This window comes from Pseudomonas sp. MF6394 (genome assembly GCF_002018845.1).
Lineage (GTDB): Bacteria > Pseudomonadota > Gammaproteobacteria > Pseudomonadales > Pseudomonadaceae > Aquipseudomonas > Aquipseudomonas lactis.
In genome coordinates, this window is sequence record NZ_MVOJ01000028.1 from 52,325 (window position 1) to 72,823 (window position 20,499).

24 protein-coding genes are annotated in these 20,499 nt (G+C 60.1%); 12 read left to right on the top strand and 12 right to left on the bottom strand.

Annotation, left to right across the window (positions count from 1 at the left end):
* Positions 1 to 130: 130 nt before the first annotated feature.
* From MF6394_RS24220 to MF6394_RS24250, 7 genes are all read right to left on the bottom strand, one after another.
* A complete protein-coding gene (locus tag MF6394_RS24220; protein WP_069557650.1) occupies positions 131 to 592 on the bottom strand; it encodes a hypothetical protein in 462 nt (153 codons plus the stop codon).
* 132 nt (positions 593 to 724) lie between these two features.
* Complete coding sequence (locus MF6394_RS24225) at positions 725 to 2,131, bottom strand: MFS transporter (protein ID WP_069557649.1); 1,407 nt, start codon at positions 2,129 to 2,131, stop codon at positions 725 to 727.
* Between the two features lie 84 nt (positions 2,132 to 2,215).
* A complete protein-coding gene (locus MF6394_RS24230) occupies positions 2,216 to 2,848 on the bottom strand; it encodes a glutathione S-transferase family protein (protein WP_044273168.1) in 633 nt (210 codons plus the stop codon).
* Positions 2,849 to 3,012: 164 nt separating this feature from the next.
* The gene (locus MF6394_RS24235) at positions 3,013 to 3,429 is read right to left on the bottom strand and encodes a hypothetical protein (RefSeq protein WP_044273169.1); all 417 of its coding nucleotides are present in this window, start codon (positions 3,427 to 3,429) and stop codon (positions 3,013 to 3,015) included.
* A 277-nt stretch (positions 3,430 to 3,706) separates the two neighbouring features.
* On the bottom strand, positions 3,707 to 3,946 hold the full coding sequence (locus MF6394_RS24240; RefSeq protein ID WP_044273170.1) for a DUF6124 family protein: 240 nt from the start codon (positions 3,944 to 3,946) through the stop codon (positions 3,707 to 3,709).
* Between the two features lie 655 nt (positions 3,947 to 4,601).
* On the bottom strand, positions 4,602 to 5,012 hold the full coding sequence (locus MF6394_RS24245) for a hypothetical protein (RefSeq protein ID WP_069557648.1): 411 nt from the start codon (positions 5,010 to 5,012) through the stop codon (positions 4,602 to 4,604).
* Positions 5,013 to 5,298: 286 nt separating this feature from the next.
* A complete protein-coding gene (locus MF6394_RS24250; RefSeq protein ID WP_161793224.1) occupies positions 5,299 to 6,330 on the bottom strand; it encodes a LacI family DNA-binding transcriptional regulator in 1,032 nt (343 codons plus the stop codon).
* A gap of 212 nt (positions 6,331 to 6,542) precedes the next feature.
* Between MF6394_RS24250 and MF6394_RS24255 the strand changes: the two genes are divergently transcribed.
* A complete protein-coding gene (locus tag MF6394_RS24255) occupies positions 6,543 to 7,076 on the top strand; it encodes a gluconokinase (protein ID WP_044273172.1) in 534 nt (177 codons plus the stop codon).
* An 83-nt stretch (positions 7,077 to 7,159) separates the two neighbouring features.
* Entirely contained in the window at positions 7,160 to 8,512 is a 1,353-nt protein-coding gene (locus MF6394_RS24260; RefSeq protein ID WP_069557647.1) for a GntP family permease, read from the top strand.
* Positions 8,513 to 8,647: 135 nt separating this feature from the next.
* On the opposite strand, the gene alaC is transcribed toward MF6394_RS24260, so the two are convergent.
* A complete protein-coding gene (gene alaC / locus MF6394_RS24265; RefSeq protein ID WP_044273173.1) occupies positions 8,648 to 9,859 on the bottom strand; it encodes an alanine transaminase in 1,212 nt (403 codons plus the stop codon).
* Between the two features lie 194 nt (positions 9,860 to 10,053).
* On the opposite strand from alaC, the gene MF6394_RS24270 reads away from it, so the two are divergent.
* The gene (locus MF6394_RS24270; protein ID WP_069557646.1) at positions 10,054 to 10,536 is read left to right on the top strand and encodes a GyrI-like domain-containing protein; all 483 of its coding nucleotides are present in this window, start codon (positions 10,054 to 10,056) and stop codon (positions 10,534 to 10,536) included.
* Between the two features lie 66 nt (positions 10,537 to 10,602).
* Here the strand turns inward: MF6394_RS24270 and MF6394_RS24275 are convergent, their stop codons facing one another.
* The gene (locus tag MF6394_RS24275) at positions 10,603 to 11,094 is read right to left on the bottom strand and encodes a GNAT family N-acetyltransferase (RefSeq protein ID WP_069557645.1); all 492 of its coding nucleotides are present in this window, start codon (positions 11,092 to 11,094) and stop codon (positions 10,603 to 10,605) included.
* Between the two features lie 145 nt (positions 11,095 to 11,239).
* Here MF6394_RS24275 and MF6394_RS24280 point away from each other — a divergent pair, with 145 nt between their 5' ends.
* Genes MF6394_RS24280 through MF6394_RS24290 form a run of 4 tightly spaced genes read left to right on the top strand, consistent with a single transcriptional unit; the run spans position 11,240 to position 13,426 of the window.
* Complete coding sequence (locus tag MF6394_RS24280; protein WP_044273176.1) at positions 11,240 to 11,659, top strand: YybH family protein; 420 nt, start codon at positions 11,240 to 11,242, stop codon at positions 11,657 to 11,659.
* 42 nt (positions 11,660 to 11,701) lie between these two features.
* Complete coding sequence (locus MF6394_RS24285) at positions 11,702 to 12,055, top strand: YciI family protein (protein ID WP_003193695.1); 354 nt, start codon at positions 11,702 to 11,704, stop codon at positions 12,053 to 12,055.
* Positions 12,056 to 12,080: 25 nt separating this feature from the next.
* On the top strand, positions 12,081 to 12,206 hold the full coding sequence (locus tag MF6394_RS34960; protein WP_256557798.1) for a hypothetical protein: 126 nt from the start codon (positions 12,081 to 12,083) through the stop codon (positions 12,204 to 12,206).
* On the top strand, positions 12,203 to 13,426 hold the full coding sequence (locus tag MF6394_RS24290) for an RNA polymerase sigma factor (protein ID WP_069557644.1): 1,224 nt from the start codon (positions 12,203 to 12,205) through the stop codon (positions 13,424 to 13,426). The genes MF6394_RS34960 and MF6394_RS24290 overlap by 4 nt, the downstream gene beginning before the upstream one ends.
* 112 nt (positions 13,427 to 13,538) lie before the next feature.
* Here the strand turns inward: MF6394_RS24290 and MF6394_RS24295 are convergent, their stop codons facing one another.
* Entirely contained in the window at positions 13,539 to 14,393 is an 855-nt protein-coding gene (locus MF6394_RS24295; protein ID WP_047711630.1) for a LysR family transcriptional regulator, read from the bottom strand.
* 88 nt (positions 14,394 to 14,481) lie between these two features.
* On the opposite strand from MF6394_RS24295, the gene MF6394_RS24300 reads away from it, so the two are divergent.
* Positions 14,482 to 14,919, top strand: coding sequence for a multidrug/biocide efflux PACE transporter (locus tag MF6394_RS24300; RefSeq protein ID WP_047711629.1), 438 nt, complete (start codon positions 14,482 to 14,484; stop codon positions 14,917 to 14,919).
* Positions 14,920 to 15,027: 108 nt separating this feature from the next.
* Here MF6394_RS24300 and MF6394_RS24305 read toward each other — a convergent pair whose 3' ends face one another.
* Positions 15,028 to 15,786, bottom strand: coding sequence for an SDR family NAD(P)-dependent oxidoreductase (locus MF6394_RS24305; RefSeq protein ID WP_044273181.1), 759 nt, complete (start codon positions 15,784 to 15,786; stop codon positions 15,028 to 15,030).
* Positions 15,787 to 15,891: 105 nt separating this feature from the next.
* Here MF6394_RS24305 and MF6394_RS24310 point away from each other — a divergent pair, with 105 nt between their 5' ends.
* Complete coding sequence (locus MF6394_RS24310; RefSeq protein ID WP_078467712.1) at positions 15,892 to 16,788, top strand: LysR family transcriptional regulator; 897 nt, start codon at positions 15,892 to 15,894, stop codon at positions 16,786 to 16,788.
* Here MF6394_RS24310 and MF6394_RS24315 read toward each other — a convergent pair.
* Complete coding sequence (locus MF6394_RS24315) at positions 16,785 to 17,702, bottom strand: LysR family transcriptional regulator (RefSeq protein WP_044273183.1); 918 nt, start codon at positions 17,700 to 17,702, stop codon at positions 16,785 to 16,787. The genes MF6394_RS24310 and MF6394_RS24315 overlap by 4 nt on opposite strands.
* Positions 17,703 to 17,807: 105 nt before the next feature.
* On the opposite strand from MF6394_RS24315, the gene MF6394_RS24320 reads away from it, so the two are divergent.
* The 3 genes from MF6394_RS24320 to MF6394_RS24330 are packed head-to-tail and all read left to right on the top strand — an operon-like array spanning position 17,808 to position 20,472.
* Complete coding sequence (locus MF6394_RS24320; RefSeq protein ID WP_078467713.1) at positions 17,808 to 18,566, top strand: 5-oxoprolinase subunit PxpA; 759 nt, start codon at positions 17,808 to 17,810, stop codon at positions 18,564 to 18,566.
* A 56-nt stretch (positions 18,567 to 18,622) separates the two neighbouring features.
* Positions 18,623 to 19,501, top strand: a complete 879-nt coding sequence (locus MF6394_RS24325; protein ID WP_047711626.1) for a 5-oxoprolinase subunit B family protein — start codon at positions 18,623 to 18,625, stop codon at positions 19,499 to 19,501.
* Entirely contained in the window at positions 19,498 to 20,472 is a 975-nt protein-coding gene (locus MF6394_RS24330; protein WP_047711625.1) for a biotin-dependent carboxyltransferase family protein, read from the top strand. The genes MF6394_RS24325 and MF6394_RS24330 overlap by 4 nt, the downstream gene beginning before the upstream one ends.
* The last annotated feature ends 27 nt before the right edge of the window (positions 20,473 to 20,499 follow it).

Consider the following 20,499-nt stretch of genomic DNA (forward strand, 5'->3'; position numbering starts at 1 on the left):
TCCCATGTAAAAAATGGTCCAACGGTGGGAGCGGGCTTGCTCGCGAATGCGGTGCTTCAGCCAACTTATCAGTGACTGACACTCTGCTTTCGCGAGCAAGCCCGCTCCCACCGTTGCTCTGCTGTGTGGCTCAGATCGCGGCCAAGGTTTCTTTGAGTGTATGGGCTGGCGAAGCAGTGGCCTTCGCCGCAACCTGCTGCTGTTGCTGCTCTTTCAAGCGCTCGGCCACTTGTTTGGCGATGGCGTCTTGTTTTTCCTGGGGCAGCGCCTGCACTTGCTCTTCGGTCAGCCCTTGTTCCTTGAGCAACTGTTCACGAATACGTTCGGCCGGGGATTTGCTCATGTATTCGGTGAACTCGGTACGTGCCCCGTTAGTCGTGGCCTGTAACTGCACGCGGGTCTTGGCGAAGGCTTCGTCGATGCGATCGCTGGCCTTGTCCAATTCCCTCTGCGCGGCCGGCACGGTGACGCTGTGTTGCGCAGCCTGCAAAGCGCCGCTGTACAGCGCACTGGCGGCGGCGTTGGCGGGGTCCATGTCGGGTCGCGTGATCTGTTGCACGTTCGACGCCGCTTGAGTGTTGTTAACCAGCATGATCGGTCACCTATGAAAACAGACGGTGCGACAGCTGGAGCAAATACTGTGCCGGGTGCCGTACCCCAGTGTTTACTGGGGCGGGAGTTGTCGGCGCGGCAAGCCTTCTCCTTGTGCGGCCAACCGTTGCCGTCAGTGAGCGATGTTCTCCAGCGCCAGGTTGCGCGTGCGTGGCCCGAACCAACTGATGGTAATCATCACGATCAACATGCTGCTGGCGATAAACGCCAACACACCCGGCGTGCCCAGGTGTTCGAGGATAAAACCGATCAACAAACTGCTGAACACCGTGGATAAACGGCTGAACGAATAACAGAACCCCACCGCCCGTGCACGGATATTGGTGGGGAACAATTCGCTCTGGTAGGAGTGATAACTGAAGCTCAGCCAGGCGTTGCAGAAGGTGATCATCACCCCGCAGAAAATCAGCCCTAACGCGGTGGTTTGCAGGGCAAACAGGCTGCCGAAGATCACCGCCCCCATGGCCGAGCCGACAATCTGCCATTTGTTCTCAAAGCGGTTGGCCACTTTGACGAACAACAGCGGGCCCAGCGGGTAGGCGAGGGTGATGATGAAGGCGTAGAGCAGGCTGTGGGTCACGCTGACCCCCTGGCCCGAGAGCAAGGCCGGCAGCCAGTTGCCAAAGCCGAAGAAGCCGATGGCCTGGAATACATGAAACACGATCAGCATCAAGGCGCGGCGACGGTAGGGCGGCTGCCAGATATCGGCGAAACGGCCACTGCCTTGCACGCTGATCGCTTCGGGCTCCGGCATGTCCAGCGGCTTGCCGTGATCCTTTTGGCAGCGTGCCTCCAGGTTGTTCAGGATCGTGTCGGCTTCTTCGAAGCGGCCCTGTTGTGCAAGCCAGCGCGGTGACTCCGGCAGGCGCTTGCGCAGTTGCCAGATAAACAGCGCAAACACCGCACTTGAGAGCACCACCCAGCGCCAGCCCGCGATACCGAACGGCGCCTGTGGCACCAACCACCACGACATCAAGGCCACGGCCGGCACCGACAGAAACTGGATAAAAAACGCAAAGGCAAACGCCGAACTGCGCATGCGCTTGGGCACCAGTTCCGAAAGGTAGGCGTCGATGGTCACCAGTTCGATACCTAGGCCAATGCCCACCAGAAAGCGCATGCAAATGATGCCCACGGCCGAGGTTTGAATGCCCATCAACACCGTGGCCACGGTGTACCAGACCAACGCAAAGGTGAAAATCGCGCGGCGCCCGAAGCGGTCGGCGATGGGGCTGAGCAGGCTGGCCCCGAGAAACAGGCCCAGGAATGTGGCCGAGGCGAAAGCGGCCTGGTCCGAGAAGCCGAACACACCTTCGCTGCCGGTATGAAAAATCCCGTCGCTGATCAGACCAGGGCTGATATAGGCGGTCTGGAACAGGTCATACAGCTCGAAAAAACCGCCGATGGAAAGCAACGCCACCAGGCGCCAAATAGTGGCGACGGCGGGCAGGCGGTCGATGCGGGCGCTGATGTGGGCGGCACGGGTGGGGTCTGAAACGCAGGCGGCGAGTGTGGGCATGAATGACCTTCAGTTGGCGGTAAGTTGTAGGCTTTAAGCCACACCGCTTTTGTTTGGGAGTGCTTAAAGCGCGCAACTGCTTTTCTAATTATGGCCGTCGAGAGCGAAGGTCTTGAAACCGGCGTGTTGGCTGAGGCGTTGGTAATACGCCGCGATGGCGGGGTAGGGTGGCCGCTCCATGGGGGTCATCTGCCATCGATGCACAGAAAGGCCTATCAAGATGTCTGCGAGGGTGAACTCTTCGCCGGCGACGTAGGCGCAGGTTTTGGTCAACTGTTGTTCAAGCAAGGCCATCTTGTCATTCCAGGCCTGCACACCCGCCTGGATGCGTTGCGGGTCCTGATAGTCCGGGTTTTGACGCACCAGTGCGTGGAACGCATAGCCCCACGAAGGGTTGAGTTCGGTGGCTTGCCAGTCCATCCACTGTTCGACCCGTGCACGCAAGGCAGGCTCAACGGGTAGCAAGTCATGGCGCTGATAGAGGCCGACAAGGTAGCGGCAAATGGTATTGGACTCCCACAGCACGCCATGGTCGTCGATCAGCACCGGCACCTGGGCGTTGGGGTTCAAGGCGAGGAAATCGGGGGATTGGGTGGGCTTGAAACCGATGCCCCAGTCTTCGCGCACATAGTCGATGCCCAGCTCTTGGCAGGTCCAGAGTACTTTGCGCACGTTGATGGAGGAGGTGCGGCCCAGGATTTTCAGTGAATGGCCCATGGTGCTTCCCTGAAGATGAAGAGATGACAAGGGCAATTTAGCAGGCGTCGCGGGCTACGACGAGTGTTTGGGCGGTTAGGATTAACGTATCGCTCGCGGGAGTCGAGAAGGCGTTTCAAGAACGTGCAGGCTTTGAATGTTAAAGCCCGCACGTAGCAGCAGGATCATTCTTCACTAAAGTTGTTCACGTTGAAAGTACCCACAAATTCACTTCCCCGAGAGATGAAGGAGAAGTTTCCTGTGAGGTGCTGGGCTTGTCTTATAAGTGTAATGTTGAAGGTTCCGCTTTCGGCATCATAATAGATACCTTCATCACCTATGTAATGGTCGAAATAGGCGAAAGGAATTTTTCCGGGTATAGGGCCAAGTTCCCCTGTGCTCTCGCCATCCGGTGCTGGCAGTACCAGTCCGACCTGCAGAATTTCATTTTCCTTGTCCTTGATAGAGCAACGGCCCATCACGAGAAGGGTTTGTGTTCTATCGTACAAAAAGATTTGGGTGGCAGCGAACTCGCCATAGGGAGATTTGCTAAGAGTGAAGCTCGCTGTTGATCTGTGACGTTTTCTTTTTTTAGCGTCCATAGTGCAGGCCTCTTTTGACGTAGTAAGGACCACTGTTGAGTGCAAGCGGTCATTCGATTAAATGACAGCCTTTCAAAGGCGTCTACTGGTAGATCTCACAGTGGTTATGCTGTATTTCAAGGAATAGGGTGAAGGGTTTTGACGCTGCGAGCCGTGATGGCTAACGCGTTAAATTAAGAAGGCTTGCTGCCGATTTCGTAGTCTCAGTCACTGGAAACATCGACTGACGGACGGCTATCGGGAGCAAGCCCCTCCCACTCCATGGCCGATTGAGGTCTTAACAGCGTGGTGTGTGTTGGTCCATGGCCTTGCCCACCAGCAATACGCTCAGCTCGCTCAATTGATGAATGGCCAGGGCTACATCGCGGTGTTTGCCAGTGAGGTCATCGGATAGGTCGAGCAGGAGGGTGCTGACAGAGCAGACGGTTTCGTAGCTGTTGGCCAGTAGGGTTTCGGTGGAGATATCGGGTATGAGCGTGAAGAGGGTGGTTGGCGGCGTATCGATTTGTTTGATCATTAGAGCATCCTGGAATGGGCTGCCGCCGCATCGCTACTAAACGATGGAGGCAACTGTACGCAGGTTAGTAGACCGGTGGACACTCAAAGCCGGCGCACCCGAAAGTGCCCTACGCACAGCCGCCATTAACGCGGGCAGACTTATGCACTTAGAGTGACCGAACTCGGGCTACTAAACCCGATCACCGAGAAATTCAGCGACCGTCAAACTTTAGAGACCGCCACCGAGGCGCACAAGCCGGCGGATTCTGACGTAAGCGTAGGCAGCGGAGCAAGGCGCTTGCTGCAATGTCAGGCACTTCCTACAGGCGTCCCACAGCGCTCTGACTGCTCTTACACGATTACGTAGGAATTCTGAGTTTCAGGTGGTTCAGTTAAAGATTGATTGACTGACCCACCGCCTTCGCGAGCAAGCCCGCCCCCACATTGATTGGGTTTCTTCAGGTGAATCAGGTCAGGCGCCCTGAACATCCCGCGCATCTCGCGCCCGGAACCGTGCGAGCGAATTCGGCCACTGCGGTGGCCTGCGGGGCAGACGACAGGGGCAATTTACCAGACGTTTGGGAGCTGTAGCGAGGTTGGGCAGAGATCAGAAAAGGCAAGCACTTGCCTGACCAGGCGCAGTGCTGCCTTCAGGTGGATGGTTGTGTGAGCGCTTATTGAGGAGCATTGAAATTATTGATGTAGTACACGCCACGTTCGACGGTAATAATATCGTTTGGGTCGTCGGTTTTGGCGGCTACGAAGGCAAATTTTGCATCAAGGATATTGTTTTCGTTGTTGACGATTTCAAATGTCCCCGAGGTGGCCGGGTATTGATAAGAACCCCCATTAGGATTAGGCACGTTATAAATAACTTGAACATTCCCCTCCTGTTTTGAATCAAGTTTATAGGTGCCTACTGCGAAGTTCTTATCTATTTCAAAAGCAATAAAATGGCTGTCCTGTATGAACGCCAGTGTGGTGTTTTTTGTGCCAGGGAAGGTATTCAAGTGGAGAATGTTGTGAGAATCAAAACTCTGGTTAGCCTCTTTTAAGAAACCAGTGATTTTGTTGGGCGAATTCATGATGAGTCTCCTTGAGAATTAATGAGCATGCCGGGGGGCTGCGCCTAATATTTAGGCCGCGTACACAGTTCGCGTCTACTGTCATTTATGACAGTTTTCTGCGTCGGCCGATGAGTGGTTGCGTACATTGACAACCGCCTGTTGAAAGGGAAATGGCGATTTCAGGTGGTTTAGTTAAAGATTGATTAACTGACCCACCGCCTTCGCGAGCAAGCCCGCTCCCACAGGGAATCTGTGCCAGGCGCTGATTCTGCGGACACTACATTGATTGTGTTTGGCTCGACGATCAGGTGCTCTCGCGCACCTGCAACTCAAACCCCATATCCACCACCGGCTTGGCCACCTTGTTGCCCGCCATGATCGTCAGCAGATGCTCCGCCGCTCGGCGCCCGATGGCTTCCCGTGGCGTGCTGATGCTGCTCAGGCGCGGCACCATGAAGGACGAGGCGGGCAGGTCGTTGAAGCCCAGCACAGCTACACGTTCCGGTACCTTGATGCCGTGGCGCAGGGCTTCGAGCAGGGCGCCCTGAGCCAGGTCGTCGTTGCCGAAGAAGATCGCGTCCACATCCGGGTGGGCGGCCAGCAGTTGTAAAAACAGTTCACCACCCAGGCCCACGGAGGAAGGGCGTGGTGTCAGCAGCTCTAGCGCCGGGTCGTACATGCCTGCTTGCTGCAAGGCGCGGCGGAAGCCTTCGCCACGCAGCAAAGTACGTTGGTCCAGTTGTGCGCCGATATAGGCCAGGCGCTTGCGACCCCGGGACAGCAAGTGCGCGGCCGCGGTCTCGCCGGCGGCCAGTTGCGAGAAGCCCACGCAGTTCACCCCGGCATTGGGGTCCAGATCCATCATGTACACGCAGGGCACATTGCTGGCCTCGACCATTCGTCGCGCGCTTTCGGTGCGGTCAAAGCCGGTCAGCAACAACCCTCGTGGCTGGTAGGCCATGTAGTTGCGCAACAGGTCTTCTTCTTCATCGCGTGAATAATGGGAGTTGCCGATCAGTACTTCAAAGCCCTTGGGCCGCAGTACCTGATGGATAGCTTCCAGGGTTTCGATAAACAGCAGGTTGGACAGTGACGGCACCAGCACCACCACCGAATGGCTCTGCGCCGAGGCCAGGGCGCGGGCGGCGGGGTTGACCACGTAGCTCAGTTCGGCGGCGGCCTGTTGCACTTTTTCCACCAGTTCGGTGGCCACCGTGCTGATACCGCGCAGGGCGCGGGAGGCGGTGATCGGGCTGACGCCAGCAAGGCGCGCCACTTCATTGAGGGTAGGGCGGCCCGTTGTGCGGGTATTTTTATCGTTCTTGGAGGTCATCAGGCGGCTTGCCAAACAAAAATCGAGGCACTAAGGTAGCGCTGTCTCCAAAGGGCTGCAAATTATTGAACCTAGGGTTGCCTGATCCGGTTCGAATGATTGGAGCGGATGCACGCGTCACTCCATAAAAATGACAAGTCGGCGCGGGAAAAGCCTGTTTTTGCACTAGCCTTACGCTATGCAAAGGTAGCGCTATCTGCGTCCTGAGGTGTTTCATGAGTCAACCTGTTACCGCCCTGGTCATCATGGGTGTTTCCGGCTGTGGCAAGTCCAGCGTCAGCCAAGCCCTGTGCGCCCTCAACGGCGCCACTGCCATTGAAGGCGACAGCTTTCACCCTGCCGCGAACATCGAAAAGATGAGCGCCGGCCACCCCCTCAACGACGACGACCGCGCCGGCTGGCTCGACATCCTGTGCGATGAACTGCGCCGCGCGTTGAAAGCCGGCGAGCATCCCGTACTGACCTGTTCGGCCCTGAAGAAAAAATACCGTGACCACCTGCGCGAAGCCGCGCCGGGTCTGGGGTTTGTCTTCTTGGAGCTGACCCGCGAAGTCGCCGCCGACCGCGTGTCTCACCGCCCCGGCCATTTCATGCCGGCCAGCCTGATCGACAGCCAGTTCGCCACCCTTGAATCGCCCAAGGGCGAGCCGCTGACCCTGGCCTTGAACGCCAGTGAAGACAGCGTGAAGGAGCTGGCCGAGCAGACCGATACCTGGTGGCGCAAGCACGGCTTTGAACCTACTCATTAATTTTTTGCCGGAAAGATAGCGCTATCCCCGGCAGGAAGTTCAACACCCGCTTTAATAACAACAACAAACAGGAGAGACCCCCCATGTTTGGCATGTCCCACGAGTCCTACCTGCTGCTAGATGCAGTAGTCACTATCATCGGGTTGATCGTACTGATCACCAAGTTCAAGGTGCACCCGTTCATTGCACTGATCATCGCGGCCGGCTTCCTCGGCCTGACCTCGGGCATGCCCGTGGACAAGATCATCAAGGCGTTCCAGGACGGTTTCGGCGGGGTGCTCGGCTTTGTCGGCATCATCCTCGCGCTGGGCACGATGCTCGGCAAGATGATGGCCGAGTCCGGCGGTGCCGATCAGATCGCCCAGACCCTGATCCGCGCCTTCGGCAAGGAAAAGGTCCAGTGGGCGATGATGTTCGCCGCGTTCCTGGTGGGCATCCCGCTGTTCTTCGAGATCGGCTTTGTGTTGCTGATCCCGCTGGTGTTTATCGTCGCCCGGCGTACCGGCGTGTCGCTGATCAAGATCGGTATTCCGCTGCTCGCTGGCCTCTCGGCGGTGCACGGCCTGGTGCCACCGCACCCAGGCCCGCTGCTGGCCATCGGCGTGTTCGGTGCCGATATCGGCAAGACCATCCTGTACGGCCTGATCGTCGCCCTGCCGACCGCCATCATCGCCGGCCCGATCTTCGGTACGTTCATCGCCAAGTACATCCCCGGTAACCCGTCCCAGGAACTGGTGGACCAACTGGCCCGTGAGACCGGCAACAAGTCGCTGCCAAGCTTCAGCATCACCCTGATCACCGTGCTGCTGCCGGTGTTTCTGATGCTGCTCAAAACCTTTGCCGACATCGCGTTTGCCGAAGGCAACGTGGTGCGCAACTGGATGGACATGATCGGCCACCCGATCACTGCGCTGTTGCTGGCCTTGCTGTTGTCGCTGTACACCTTTGGCCATCGCCAGGGCATCCACTCCAAGCAGATCCTCAAGCTGCTCGACGCCAGCCTGGCGCCGACCGCCGCGATCATCCTGATCATCGGTGCCGGTGGTGGCTTCAAGCAGATGCTGGTGACCAGCGGTGTGGGTGACGTGATCGGCCATATGGCGGTGAACGCGCAGATCAACCCGATCCTGCTGGCGTGGCTGGTGGCGGCGGTGATTCGGATTGCCACCGGTTCCGCCACGGTCGCGACCATTACTGGCGCAGGCATTGTGGTGCCGGTGGTGGGCATGATCCCTGGGGTTAACCGTGAGTTGTTGGTGCTGGCGACGGGCGCAGGTTCGTTGATCCTGTCTCACGTCAACGATGCGGGGTTCTGGCTGGTCAAGCAGTACTTCAACATGACCGTGGCCGAGACGTTCAAGACCTGGACGGCGATGGAGACCATTCTGTCGATCGTGGCGCTGATCTTCATCATGTTGCTGTCGTTGGTGGTGTAAGCCACACCCCAAAGCAAGAGTGGGAACTGATCAAGTGTGGGAGCTGGCTTGCCTGCGATAGCGGTAGTGAATCCAACACTGCCATCGCAGGCAAGCCAGCTCCCACATTGATTGGGTTTCTTCAGGTGGATCAGGTCAGGCCTTGCTGACCAACCCATCCGCCCTGAACATCCCGCGAATCCCGCGCACGGCCTGGCGAATCCGGTCCTGGTTCTCGATCAGCGCAAAGCGCACATGATCGTCGCCATACTCACCAAAGCCGATCCCCGGCGACACACACACCTTCGCTTCCAATAGCAGTTTCTTGGCAAACTCCAGCGAGCCCATGGCCGCGTACTGCTCGGGAATCTTGGCCCAGACATACATCGACGCCTTCGGGTTCTCCACCATCCAGCCCAGCTCATGCAGGCCTTTGACCAGCACATTGCGGCGCTGGCGGTACTGCTCGGCGATGTCTTTGACGCACTGTTGGTCGCCTTCCAGCGCCGCAATTGCCGCCACTTGCAGCGGGGTGAAGGTGCCGTAGTCGTGGTAGCTCTTGATGCGCGCCAGGGCATTGACCAGTTCCGGGTTACCCACCATGAAGCCGATGCGCCAGCCGGCCATGTTGTAGCTCTTGGACAGGGTGAAAAACTCCACCGCAATGTCCTTGGCGCCGGGTACTTGCATGATCGACGGGGCTTTCCAGCCGTCGTAGACGATGTCGGCGTAGGCCAGGTCGTGCACCACCAGTACGTCGTACTGCTTGGCCAGGGCGATCACCCGTTCGAAGAAGTCCAGTTCCACGCACTGCGCGGTGGGGTTGGACGGGAAGCCGAGGATCATCATCTTCGGCTTGGGGATCGAGCCGCGAATCGCGCGCTCCAGCTCAGCGAAGAAGTCCACGCCGGGTATCAGTGGCACCGAACGCACCTGGGCGCCGGCAATCACTGCGCCGTAGATATGAATCGGGTAGCTGGGGTTGGGGACCAGCACGGTATCGCCTTGGTCCAGGGTGGCCAGCATCAAGTGCGCCAGGCCTTCCTTGGAACCGATGGTCACGATGGCTTCGGACTCGGGGTCGATATCCACCGCGTAACGGTCCTTGTACCAGCGCGAGATTGCCCGACGCAGGCGCGGAATGCCTTTTGAGGTGGAGTAGCCGTGGGTGTCGTCGCGCTGGGCGACGGTGACCATTTTCTCCACGATATGAGCAGGCGTGGCGCCGTCAGGGTTACCCATGCTCAAGTCGATGATGTCTTCGCCGCGCCGACGCGCAGCCATCTTCAGCTCGGCAGTGATATTGAAAACATAGGGGGGGAGTCGATCTATGCGCGCAAAGCGGCGCGGCGAACCTTGGTCTGCCATTGTTGCCTCGAGGTACGTAAGCGCCCGGAACCGTCCGAGCGACGTCGGCCACTGCGGTGGCCTGCGGGGCAGACAATACGGGCGATGATGGCCCGTTGTCCAGATGCGTAGGAAATTTTCTACATGGAGTGCAACGCAGATATGCCCCTATACTCGATGCGGGTTTGTTCCCTCATAAGAAGGAGACTGTTCGTATGGATCAGCAGACAAAACAACCGTTGGAGCCACGCCTGGAAGCCGGCAAAGCCTTGGTGATCGCCGGGGTGCAAGGGCGATATTCGAAAGCCACCGTGGGCGATATCCCACGGCTGTGGGAGTTGTTCGATACCTGCATCAAGGACATCAAGAAGCGCATTGGCGGTGTGACCTACGGGGTGTGCCATAACCCGCATCACGGCGAATTCGATTACCTGGCAGGTGTTGAAGTCCCGGCCAAGAAGGACGTGCCGAGCAATTTCGAGGTGATCGAAATTCCGCCACTCAACTATGCCGTGTTCCCCCACTACGGGCCGGTGCAGGCGCTTGAGCAAACCTACGAACGCATCATGTTCGAATGGCTGCCGCATTCGGGCTACAAGGTCATGGGCGCGGATTTTGAGCGCTACAGCGCGGATTTCGATGCCAGGAAGGGCACGGGGACGGTGGAGATCTGGCTGCCGATCGGGGAGCGGGGCTGACACGGCGCCTGATGTCACGTAAACACGACATGCACGCTTAAAAGTCATGTTTACGTGACATTGCCGCTATGGATCAAACCTGAAACTCAACCGGCGCTCATACCCTACGCGGCCCTTGTACGCCTCACCGCGATCCACCCATCCCGCCCTTAGGTACAACCCCATCGCCGCCAGGTTGTGGGCATCCACCGACAACTCCAACCCCTTGATCTGCGGCCATGCCTCGCGCGCCACGGCGGGCAACGCCCGCAAACACACCTTGCCGTATCCACGCCCCTGCTGATGCCGGTCTACCTGTAGTGCGTGGAGGGTGGCGCTGTGTTCATCGGCCCAATGAGGCAGGCACGGCGGGCGCTTGAGCAGCAGGAACGCCACGGGAAGGTCGTTGGCCAACAGCGCGAAGCCCTTGACCCCAGGGCTCGGGTTGGCGAGCAGGGTATTGAGGGCGCAATACATATCACCGCAAAACGGCAGTTGTTCAGGGTGAACTTCGATGGCGCCGACTTGCTGTTGTTGCACAGCGTTCAGCGCCTCGTAGGCAACGAGGCGGGTTTGCATGGGGCTGTCCGAACGGCTGCAAGGGAAGTGGCAGTTTATCGGGTTTGGGCCATGGGAAATTATTTTTCAGGGGTATGTCGATTTCCCTTCGGGCCATTCGACTAAGGGTGTCTTCCGTGATTTTTCACCCCAAGGAGTCATCGCCATGAGCACTGCAATCAAGAGCCTGATCGAGCAATGGAAACACGCCGTTGTCAGCCGCGATATCGACCAGATTGTCAGCTTTTACGCCGACGATATCGTCTCGTTCGACGCCGTAACCGCCCTGCAATTCAAAGGCAAGGCGGCCTACCGCGCACACTGGGAAGCGTGCATGGAGCACTGCCCCGGGCCCGGCATCTTCGAGTTTCATGAACTGCATGTCGTCGAAGCGCCAGACAGCGCATTCGCCCATTGGCTGGCCCACTGCGGCGGCGCCGGGCCGGACGGTGAGGTGAAGGCTTGCTGGATGCGCGTAACCGCCGGCTACCAGCGCATCGATGGCCAATGGAAGGTGGTGCACGAGCACTGGTCGGCACCGTTTGATATGCACAGCGGCACGGCGTTGTTCGACCTGAAACCTTGAGCATCGCGAACTATAGTCAGTAGTCCGAAAACGGAGAACGCCATGAAATACCTGTGCCTTATCTACAGCGACGAACAGGTGTTGCACACCTCGCCCGACAGCCCCCATGACTCGGAATGTCTGGCCTACGCCGAGTCCATCCAGGCCAGCGGGCGCATGCTGGCCGCCGAGCCGCTGGAGTCGGTGACCACCGCCACTACCGTGCGCATGCGCAACGGCAAGCTGTCGATCACCGACGGGCCGTTTGCCGAAACCAAGGAGCAGCTCGCCGGGTTCTACCTGATCGATGCCAAGGACCTCAATGAAGCGCTCCAGGTGGCGGGCGGCATTCCGGCGGCTCGGGTCGGCAGTGTGGAAGTGCGCCCCGTGCGCCAATTGGATCTCTCAACACAATAATCAAAAGCCTTGAGGAGGTTTCCCAGTGAACACTCAACCCGCTGAATTTGAACTGTCCAGCAGGCCCACCAGGCCATGGGGCTTTCATGATGGCTGGGGCCGGAGCCTGGAGCGCCTGGTGAAGTGGGTGACCGAGGACATGGCCGATTGACCGCGCAGATCGACGCCATTTACCGCAGCGAATCACGCCGCGTGCTCGCGACGTTGATTCGCGTGCTGGGGGATTTCGACCTGGCCGAGGAGGCGCTGCACGAAGCATTTTTTGTCGCCGTGCAGCGCTGGCCCGAGGATGGCGTGCCGGATAATCCTCGTGCGTGGCTGGTGTCCACCGGCCGCTTCAAGGCCATCGACCGCTTGCGGCGCCAGTCGCGGTTCACCCCGTTATTGGAGGCGCAGGCCGACGCGTTGGAGGCCGCGCCGTGGAGTGATGAAGACGTGGAAGACGACCGCCTGCGCCTGGTATTCACGTGCTGCCACCCAGCGTTGGCAGCCGACGCCCAGGTTGCGCTGACCTTGCGCGAGATCTGCGACCTGAGCACCGAGGCCATCGCTCACGCTTTTCTTGTCACACCCACCACCATTGCCCAACGCATCGTGCGCGCCAAGGGCAAGATCCGTGAGGCGAAAATCCCCTATCAAGTGCCGTCCCGAGCCGAATTGCCCGAGCGGTTGGACAGTGTGCTGCGGGTGATTTACCTGGTGTTCAACGAGGGCTATTCGGCCTCAGCGGGTGCCGATCTCACCCGTGAAGAGCTGATCCTGGAGGCGATTCGCCTGGGCCGTTTGCTGCTGGAGCTGCTGCCCGAGCCGGAAGTCATGGGCTTGCTGGCGTTGATGCTGCTGCACGAGTCGCGCCGGCCCGCCCGTACTTCTGCCAGCGGCGAACTGGTGCTGTTGGACGCTCAGGATCGTACGCTTTGGGACAGCGCCTTGATCGCTGAAGGCTGCGCACTGGTGGAGCAGGCGCTCACCACGCGGCGCTTTGGACCGTATTGCCTGCAGGCGGCGATTGCCGCCGTACACGCCGAGGCGCCCAGCGCGGGGCAAACCGATTGGCGGCAGATTGTCGGGCTCTACGATGTATTGCTCAGGGCTGTGCCGTCGCCGGTGATCGAGTTGAACCGTGCGGTGGCGGTAGCGATGGAGCAGGGGCCGTTGGCGGGGTTGGCGCTGGTAGACAACCTTTTGCAGCGCGGTGAGTTGCAGGACTACCACTTGGCGCATTCGGCGCGTGGGGAGTTTTGCCGGCAGTTGGGGCGGTTTGACGAAGCCCGCAGCGCGTACGAAAAAGCTTTGGCCCGGACCCAACAGGCGCCAGAAAAACGCTTCATCACGGGACGCCTCGCCGAACTCAATTCCCCCAGACAGTGACGATCCAACTGTAGGAGCGAGCTTGCTCGCGAAAAACTCACCGACGCCGCGTTTCTTCAGGAAGCACGCGTTATCGTTGACGTTCTTCGCGAGCAAGCTCGCTCCTACAGGCTCATTCCAGCATCTTCTCCAGCAACCAGCTCCCCGCAGGCCCCGGCGGCTGTTGCCGCGACCAAAGCGCATCCACCGCCACTGAACGCGGCCAACTGCGCACCTTGAGTTCAACCAACTGGTTGCCGCCAAAGCGCTCCACCAGCCAGCGCGGTATGGGTGCCCAACCAAAACCCAGCTGCGCCATTTCCATCAGCATCAGGTAACTGGGCGCCGACCAGACGCGTTGCGTGCCGCGGTTTTCATTGGGGCTGATGATGCTCGCCAAGCGCAACTCCCGGTGTTGTTGCAGGGTGTGCGGGGCAACCTTTTCCAGGCTCGCCAACGGGTGTTTAGGCGAGACGAACAGCGCGATCTCCGTGCGTTCCTCCACGGGGGAAAACGTCAGGTCCGGCGGGTAGACTTCCTGTTGCTCGATAAACGCGATCTGCGCCCGGCCACTTTGCACCAGCGCGATCAGGTCTTCGCATTCCGCGATCAGGCATTCCAGCTCAAGGTCCGGGTAGCGTTGTTCGAAGGCGGTGAGGGCGACCTCGAACCGATCGGATTGGTAAGTATCGGACATGGCGATACTCAGCTTCGGCTCCAGGCCTTGCGATAACTGACTGGCCGCCAGCTCCAGGCGGCTACTGGCTTCCAGCACTTGCTCAGCCCGTTGCAGCAAAACATGCCCCGCGGGCGTGAGGGTCGGTTTGCGGCTGCTGCGGTCAAACAGCACCACGTCCAGGTCGATCTCAAGGCTGGCCACCGCCGCGCTTACGGTGGACTGGCTCTTGCCCAGCTTGCGCGCCGCCGCGGAAAACGAGCCTTGGGTGGCCGCCTGGACAAACGCCTGAAGCACTTCATGGGAGGCCATGACTATCGCCTTGATCGATGGTTATTGGTTATGAAGTATCGAGACAAAGCCTGATCATGGCAACCATCGTCACTCACGGAGCCGGGTCATGACCCCTACCAAATCCCTTACTGAACGCGTTTTTCAAGCCCTTGGTTTCGAAGGGTTGGCCTTGTTGATCTGCACGCCACTGCTGGTGTGGATCACCGGCCGGCCGGCGCTGGAGATGGGCGCAGTGACCTTGGGCATCAGCCTGTTGGCACTGAGCTGGAACGTGGTGTTCAACAGCCTGTTCGACCGCCTTAAAACCCGCCTGCAACTGGCCAACGGCGGTTGGACCCGTGTGCTGCATGCGCTGCTGTTTGAAGGCGGCCTGATTGTGCTGGCGGTGCCGTTGATTGCCGCCTTGATGAAGATCAGCCTGCTGGAAGCCTTCATCCTCGACATTGGCGTGTTGCTGTTCTTCCTGCCGTACACCTACGTGTACCACTGGGGTTATGACGTGTTGCGCGAGAAATTCGCCGGTAAAACCCCAGTTACCCTGTAGGAGCGAGCTTGCTCGCGAAGATCGCCAACGATAACGCGGGACCTCTGGAAACACGCGGCGCTCTTGAGTTTTTCGCGAGCAAGCTCGCTCCTACAGAGGGGAAGCCGTTTAGAGGAACATCCCGCCCGACGCCTCGATCCGCTGGCCGGTGATCCAGTGGCTGCCCTCGGCCAGCAAGATCGAAATCGCGCCGCCAATGTCGTCCGGCAAGCCAGCGCGGCCCAGGGCGGTGTTGTTGGCCACCATCGTATTTACGTCGGTGTTATCGCGTACCGCGCCGCCGCCGAAGTCGGTGGCAATCGCACCCGGTGCCAGGGTGTTCACGGTAATCCCCCGTGGGCCGAGCTCTTTAGCCTGGTAGCGCGACAACACTTCCACCGCGCCTTTCATGGACGCGTAGGCCGCATAACCCGGCAGGCTGAAGCGTGCCAGGCCGCTGGAAATATTGATGATGCGCCCGCCGTCGTTGATCAACGGCAGCAGTTTTTGCGTGAGAAAAAACGGCGCCTTCACGTGGATCGCCACCAACTGGTCGAACTGGGCTTCGGTGGTCTCGACAAAGCTTGCGTGGGTGCCGACTCCAGCGTTGTTGATCAGGAAATCGAAGCGATCCACGGCGAACACATCCTTGAGCAACGTACCGATCTGGCCAACGAACGCATCGAAGGTCGCGCTCTGGCTTACATCCAATTGCAGCATGGCTGCGCGGCCGCCCAAGGCCTCTACTTGAGCAACCACGGCTTGGGCTTCGGCCGCTGCGCTGTGGTAGGTGCCGATGATGTCGATGCCTTGCGCAGCCAGGTGCAGGGCAGCGCTTTTGCCCAGGCCACGGCTGGCGCCGGTGATGAGTGCGATTTTACGGGTCATGGGGCAGTCCTCGAATGGGGTTAGTGGGACTGAGTGTATTTGTCCGCCCATTACGTGATAAACAGCGCTATAACGGAATCACTGGCCGGATAAGGCGAACAATCCATGAACAAGCTAGAGCTACTACGTACCTTTGTGCGGGTGACGGAATTGTCGAGTTTCACGAAGGCCGGTGAAAGCCTCGGCCTGCCGCGCTCCACCGTGTCCGAGCATGTGCAGGCGCTGGAAGAACTGCTGGGTGCGCGGCTGTTGCAACGCACCACACGCAAGGTGCAAGCGACCCAGGATGGTCGTGTGCTGTACGAACGCAGCAAGGACCTGCTGGCGCACATGGAGGAATTGGAGGGCTTGTTTCGCCAGGATGAAACCCAACTGGCCGGGCGCATACGGGTGGACATGCCCAATGTCATGGCGCGAGGTTTGATTTTGCCGAACCTGCCCACCTTCATGGCGCTCCACCCGCTGATCGACATGGAGATCAGTTGTTCGGACCGCCAGGTGGACCTGATTGCCGAAGGGTTCGACTGCGTGGTGCGCGTCGGCGCCCAGCCCGATCAAACCGTGGTAGCGCGTCGGGTGTGCAGCATGCCGATGGTCAACTGTGCGAGCGCGGCGTACCTGCAACGGTATGGCGTGCCCAAAACCCTGGCAGACCTGGCGCATCACCAGTTGGTGCATTACGTGCGGCCACTGGGCGCACGCTCGGCCGGGTTCGAGTACCTAGTGGGCAACAAGGTGCAGCGGTTACCGATGGCAGGCCGGGTGACGGTCAACAGCACCGACGCCTATCAGTCGGCATGCCTGGGCGGGTTTGGCATCACCCAGGTGCCGCAGCTCGGGATACGCGACTTGTTGGCCAGCGGCGAGTTGGTGGCGGTGTTGCCCGACTACCAGGCGCCGCCCCTGGATGTGTCGTTGCTGTACGCCGGCCAGCGGCATTTGCCATTACGAGTGCGGGTGTTCATGGACTGGTTGGCCGCCACCCTGCACGCCCATCTCTAGCGGCGTGCCGACAACTGCTGCGGTGCCAGGAACGCGTCGTGGAAGTAGTCCCGGAACGCTTGCATCGCCGGGGTAAAGGCGCGCTCGCGGTGCCAGGCCAGGCCGACGCTCATGGGCGTGACCGGGTCGGTGACGGTCAGGGTTTCGATGCGCTTGCCTTCCAGGGACCAGGGCCGGTGCACCAGGTCTGACAGGATCGCCACGCCGCTGCCGTTGGCAACCATGCTGCGCACCGCTTCCACCGAACTGGTGCGCAGCCGCACCTTGGGCGTTTGCCCGGCCTGTTCCCAGTAGCGCATGGCGCTGTGTTCGGCTTCATCGACGGTGAGCAAAATGTAGGGTTCTTGGGCCACGTCGGCCAGGCTCACGGCATCGCGTTCGCACAACGGGTGATGGCTGGGCAACCACAGGCGGCGCTCGGAGTTGAATAGAATTTCCGAGACGATATCTGCGTGGGTGAGGTTGGCGGTGAGCACCACGGCCATGTCGAACTGGCCATCGAGCAGGCCCTGTTCGATGGCCTGGCGTTCCTGCTCGAACACCTCAATGGTCACGTCCGGATGCCAATGTTCCATGCGCTGCAAATGGTGCGGCAGGAAATAACCCAACACCGTGTAGCTGGCCGCCACCCGCAACACGCCGCTGGCGCGGTAGTCCGGCAGCGGGCTGTTCAGGGCGTCTTCCACGCTGCGCACAATCACATAGGCACGGTTGAGAAAATGCCGCCCGGCGTCGGTGAGGTTCATGCCCTGGGCCGAGCGCACAAACAACTGCACGCCGAGCATGGCTTCCAGCTCCTTGATCGCCGTGGTCACCGCCGATTGGGAAATATTCAAGTGAATCGCCGCCTGGGAAATCTGGCCGATCTCGGCGGTGGCGACGAAGTAGCGAACCTGGCGCAAGGTAAGGGACATGAGCGATATCTGATTTTCAGAAGATGGGCCATCTGATAATAGATCTTCCCAAGGGGTCAAGCCCCGGCCTACTTTGCGGGCATCACCTTTGGCGGAGCGACCTCGATGCAGGCAGTGGATTTCAATTCAGACATGGGCGAAGGCTTTGGCCCCTGGACCATCGGCGACGGCGTCGACGCCGAGCTGATGGCCTACATCAGCTCGGCCAATATCGCCACCGGCTTTCACGCCGGCGACCCCGGCACCATGCGCCGCACCGTCGAGCGCGCCAAGCAACTGGGTGTGGCGATTGGCGCGCACCCAGGCTTTCGTGACCTGGTGGGTTTCGGTCGCCGGCATATCAACGCACCAGCCCAGGAACTGGTGGACGACATGCTCTACCAGCTCGGAGCCCTGCGTGAAATGGCCCGTGCCCAAGGCGTGACCCTGCAACATATCAAGCCTCACGGTGCGCTCTACATGCACCTGGCCCGCGATGAAGAGGCCGCCCGGCTGTTGGTGCAAAACCTGCAAATCATCGAGCCCACATTGTTGCTGTACTGCATGCCCAACTCGGTGATCTGGCGCATTGCCAAGGAACTGGGGCAGCCGGTGGTGCGCGAGTTCTATGCCGACCGTGAATACGACCTGAGCGGCTCCATCGTGTTTACTCGCAACGTGCGGGCGCTGGACCCCGCCACGGTTGCCGCGCGGGTCTTGCGTGCCTGCCAGACCGGCCTGGTACGGACTGTCGAAGGCGAAGACCTGGCGATTGAATTCGATTCCATCTGCCTGCACAGCGACACCCCCGGCGCCCTGGAACTGGTGGAGGCCACCCGTGCAGCCCTGGACCAGGCGGGCATCGACGTCAGAACACCCCAATAAGATCCAACCCTTACTTTTTTGCCTGCCTTTCTACAATGATTCCAAGAGGAACAGACATGGCTGAAACGTCCCCCATCCGCTACAGCTTCGGCGGTGATGAACACCTGTTTGCCGAGGTCAGCGACAGCATGTCCCTGGAGGCTTTTTTCAAGGGCATGGCGGTGACCCGCGCCGTGGAGCGCCTGGCGCTGGAAGGCGTACTGGATGTGTGCCTGGCCAATGCATCGTTCCAGATTCGCTTCGACCCCGACCGCATCGCGCCCCATGTACTGCTCGACGCCGTGCAAAGCGCCGAAGCCCAGGCCGTGGCCGAGCGCACCTTGCGCACGCGCATCATCGAAATCCCGGTGCTCTATAACGACCCCTGGACTCACGAAACCCTGATGCGCTTTCGTGACCGCCACCAAGACCCCAGCGGCACCGACCTGGAATACGCCGCACGCATCAATGGCCTGGCCGACGTAAACGCGTTCATCGCCGCCCACAGTGGCGCGCCGTGGTTTGTGTCGATGGTCGGCTTTGTCGCGGGCTTGCCGTTCATGTTCCAGATGGTCGAACGCGAGCGGCAATTGCAGGTACCCAAATACCTGCGGCCACGCACCGACACACCGAAACTGACCCTGGGCCACGGCGGCTGCTTTGGCTGTATCTACTCGGTGCGAGGGGCGGGTGGTTACCAGATGTTCGGCGTTACCCCGGCGCCGATCTACGACCCGGCGCAGCAGTTGGCGTACCTCAAGGCGCACATGGTGTTCTTCCGCCCTGGCGATATCGTGCAGTTCAAGCCTATAGACCGCGAGGCTTATGACCGGGCCGTCGCCGAGGTGGACGCCGGGCGTTTCGATTTACGCATTCGCCCGGTGGAATTTTCCCTGGATGCCTTTCTCGCCGACCCCATCGGCTATCCGAAAACCCTGCAGGAGGCGCTGGCATGATCAAGGTCCTCAAACCTGGCCTCGCCACCTCCGTGCAGGACCTGGGCCGCGAAGGTTATTACCACTTGGGTATCCCACCGTCGGGGGCGCTGGACCAATACGCGTTGAGTGCGGCCAACCACCTGGTGGGCAATCCCGTGGGTGCGGCGTGCCTGGAATGCACGTTGATCGGGCCGCAGTTGGAGTTCCAGCAGGACGCGCTGGTGGCCTTGAGCGGCGCCTTGATGTCGCCGCGCCTGGACGGCGAAGTGGTGCACCAGGACACCGCCTTTGCCGTGCGCGCCGGGCAGGTGCTGCGGTTCGAGTTTCCCAAGGCCGGCGCACGTACTTATCTTGCCGTCGCCGGCGGTATCGATGTGCCGTTGGTGCTCGGCAGCCGCTCCACCTACACCCTCGGCGCCCTCGGCGGGTTTAATGGCCGGCGCTTGCAGGAGGGCGATCAATTGCCGATCGGTACCGCCAGCGGTGCGGGGCGTGCGGGCAACAGCTTGCCGATGGCGTTGCGGCGTTCGGTCGGCGGCGACGTGACGTTGCGGGTGGTGCCGGGGCTGTATTACGAGCGCTTGACTGACGAAGCCAAAAGCAGCTTTTTTGCCGAACCGTGGACGGTGGGGTCCGAGGCCGATCGCATTGGCTATCGCTTCAAGGGCGGCAGCGCGTTGAGCTTCCAGCCACGGGAACAGCCGTTTGGCGCGGGCTCCGATCCGTCCAACATCGTCGACAGTTGCTACCCGATTGGCTCGATTCAAGTACCGGCGGGGCTGGAGCCGATTGTGCTGCACCGCGATGCGGTATCGGGCGGTGGCTACGCGATGATTGGCACGGTGATCAGCGCCGACCTGGACTTGATTGGGCAAATGCAGCCTAACCAGCGGGCGGGGTTTGTGGCGGTGAGTCTGGAGGAAGCTTTGGAGGCGCGGCGGGTGTACAAGAAGCGGCTCAAAGCGATGGCTGGACTCTTCAATCACTGAACATACGCATAACCCCTGTGGGAGCAG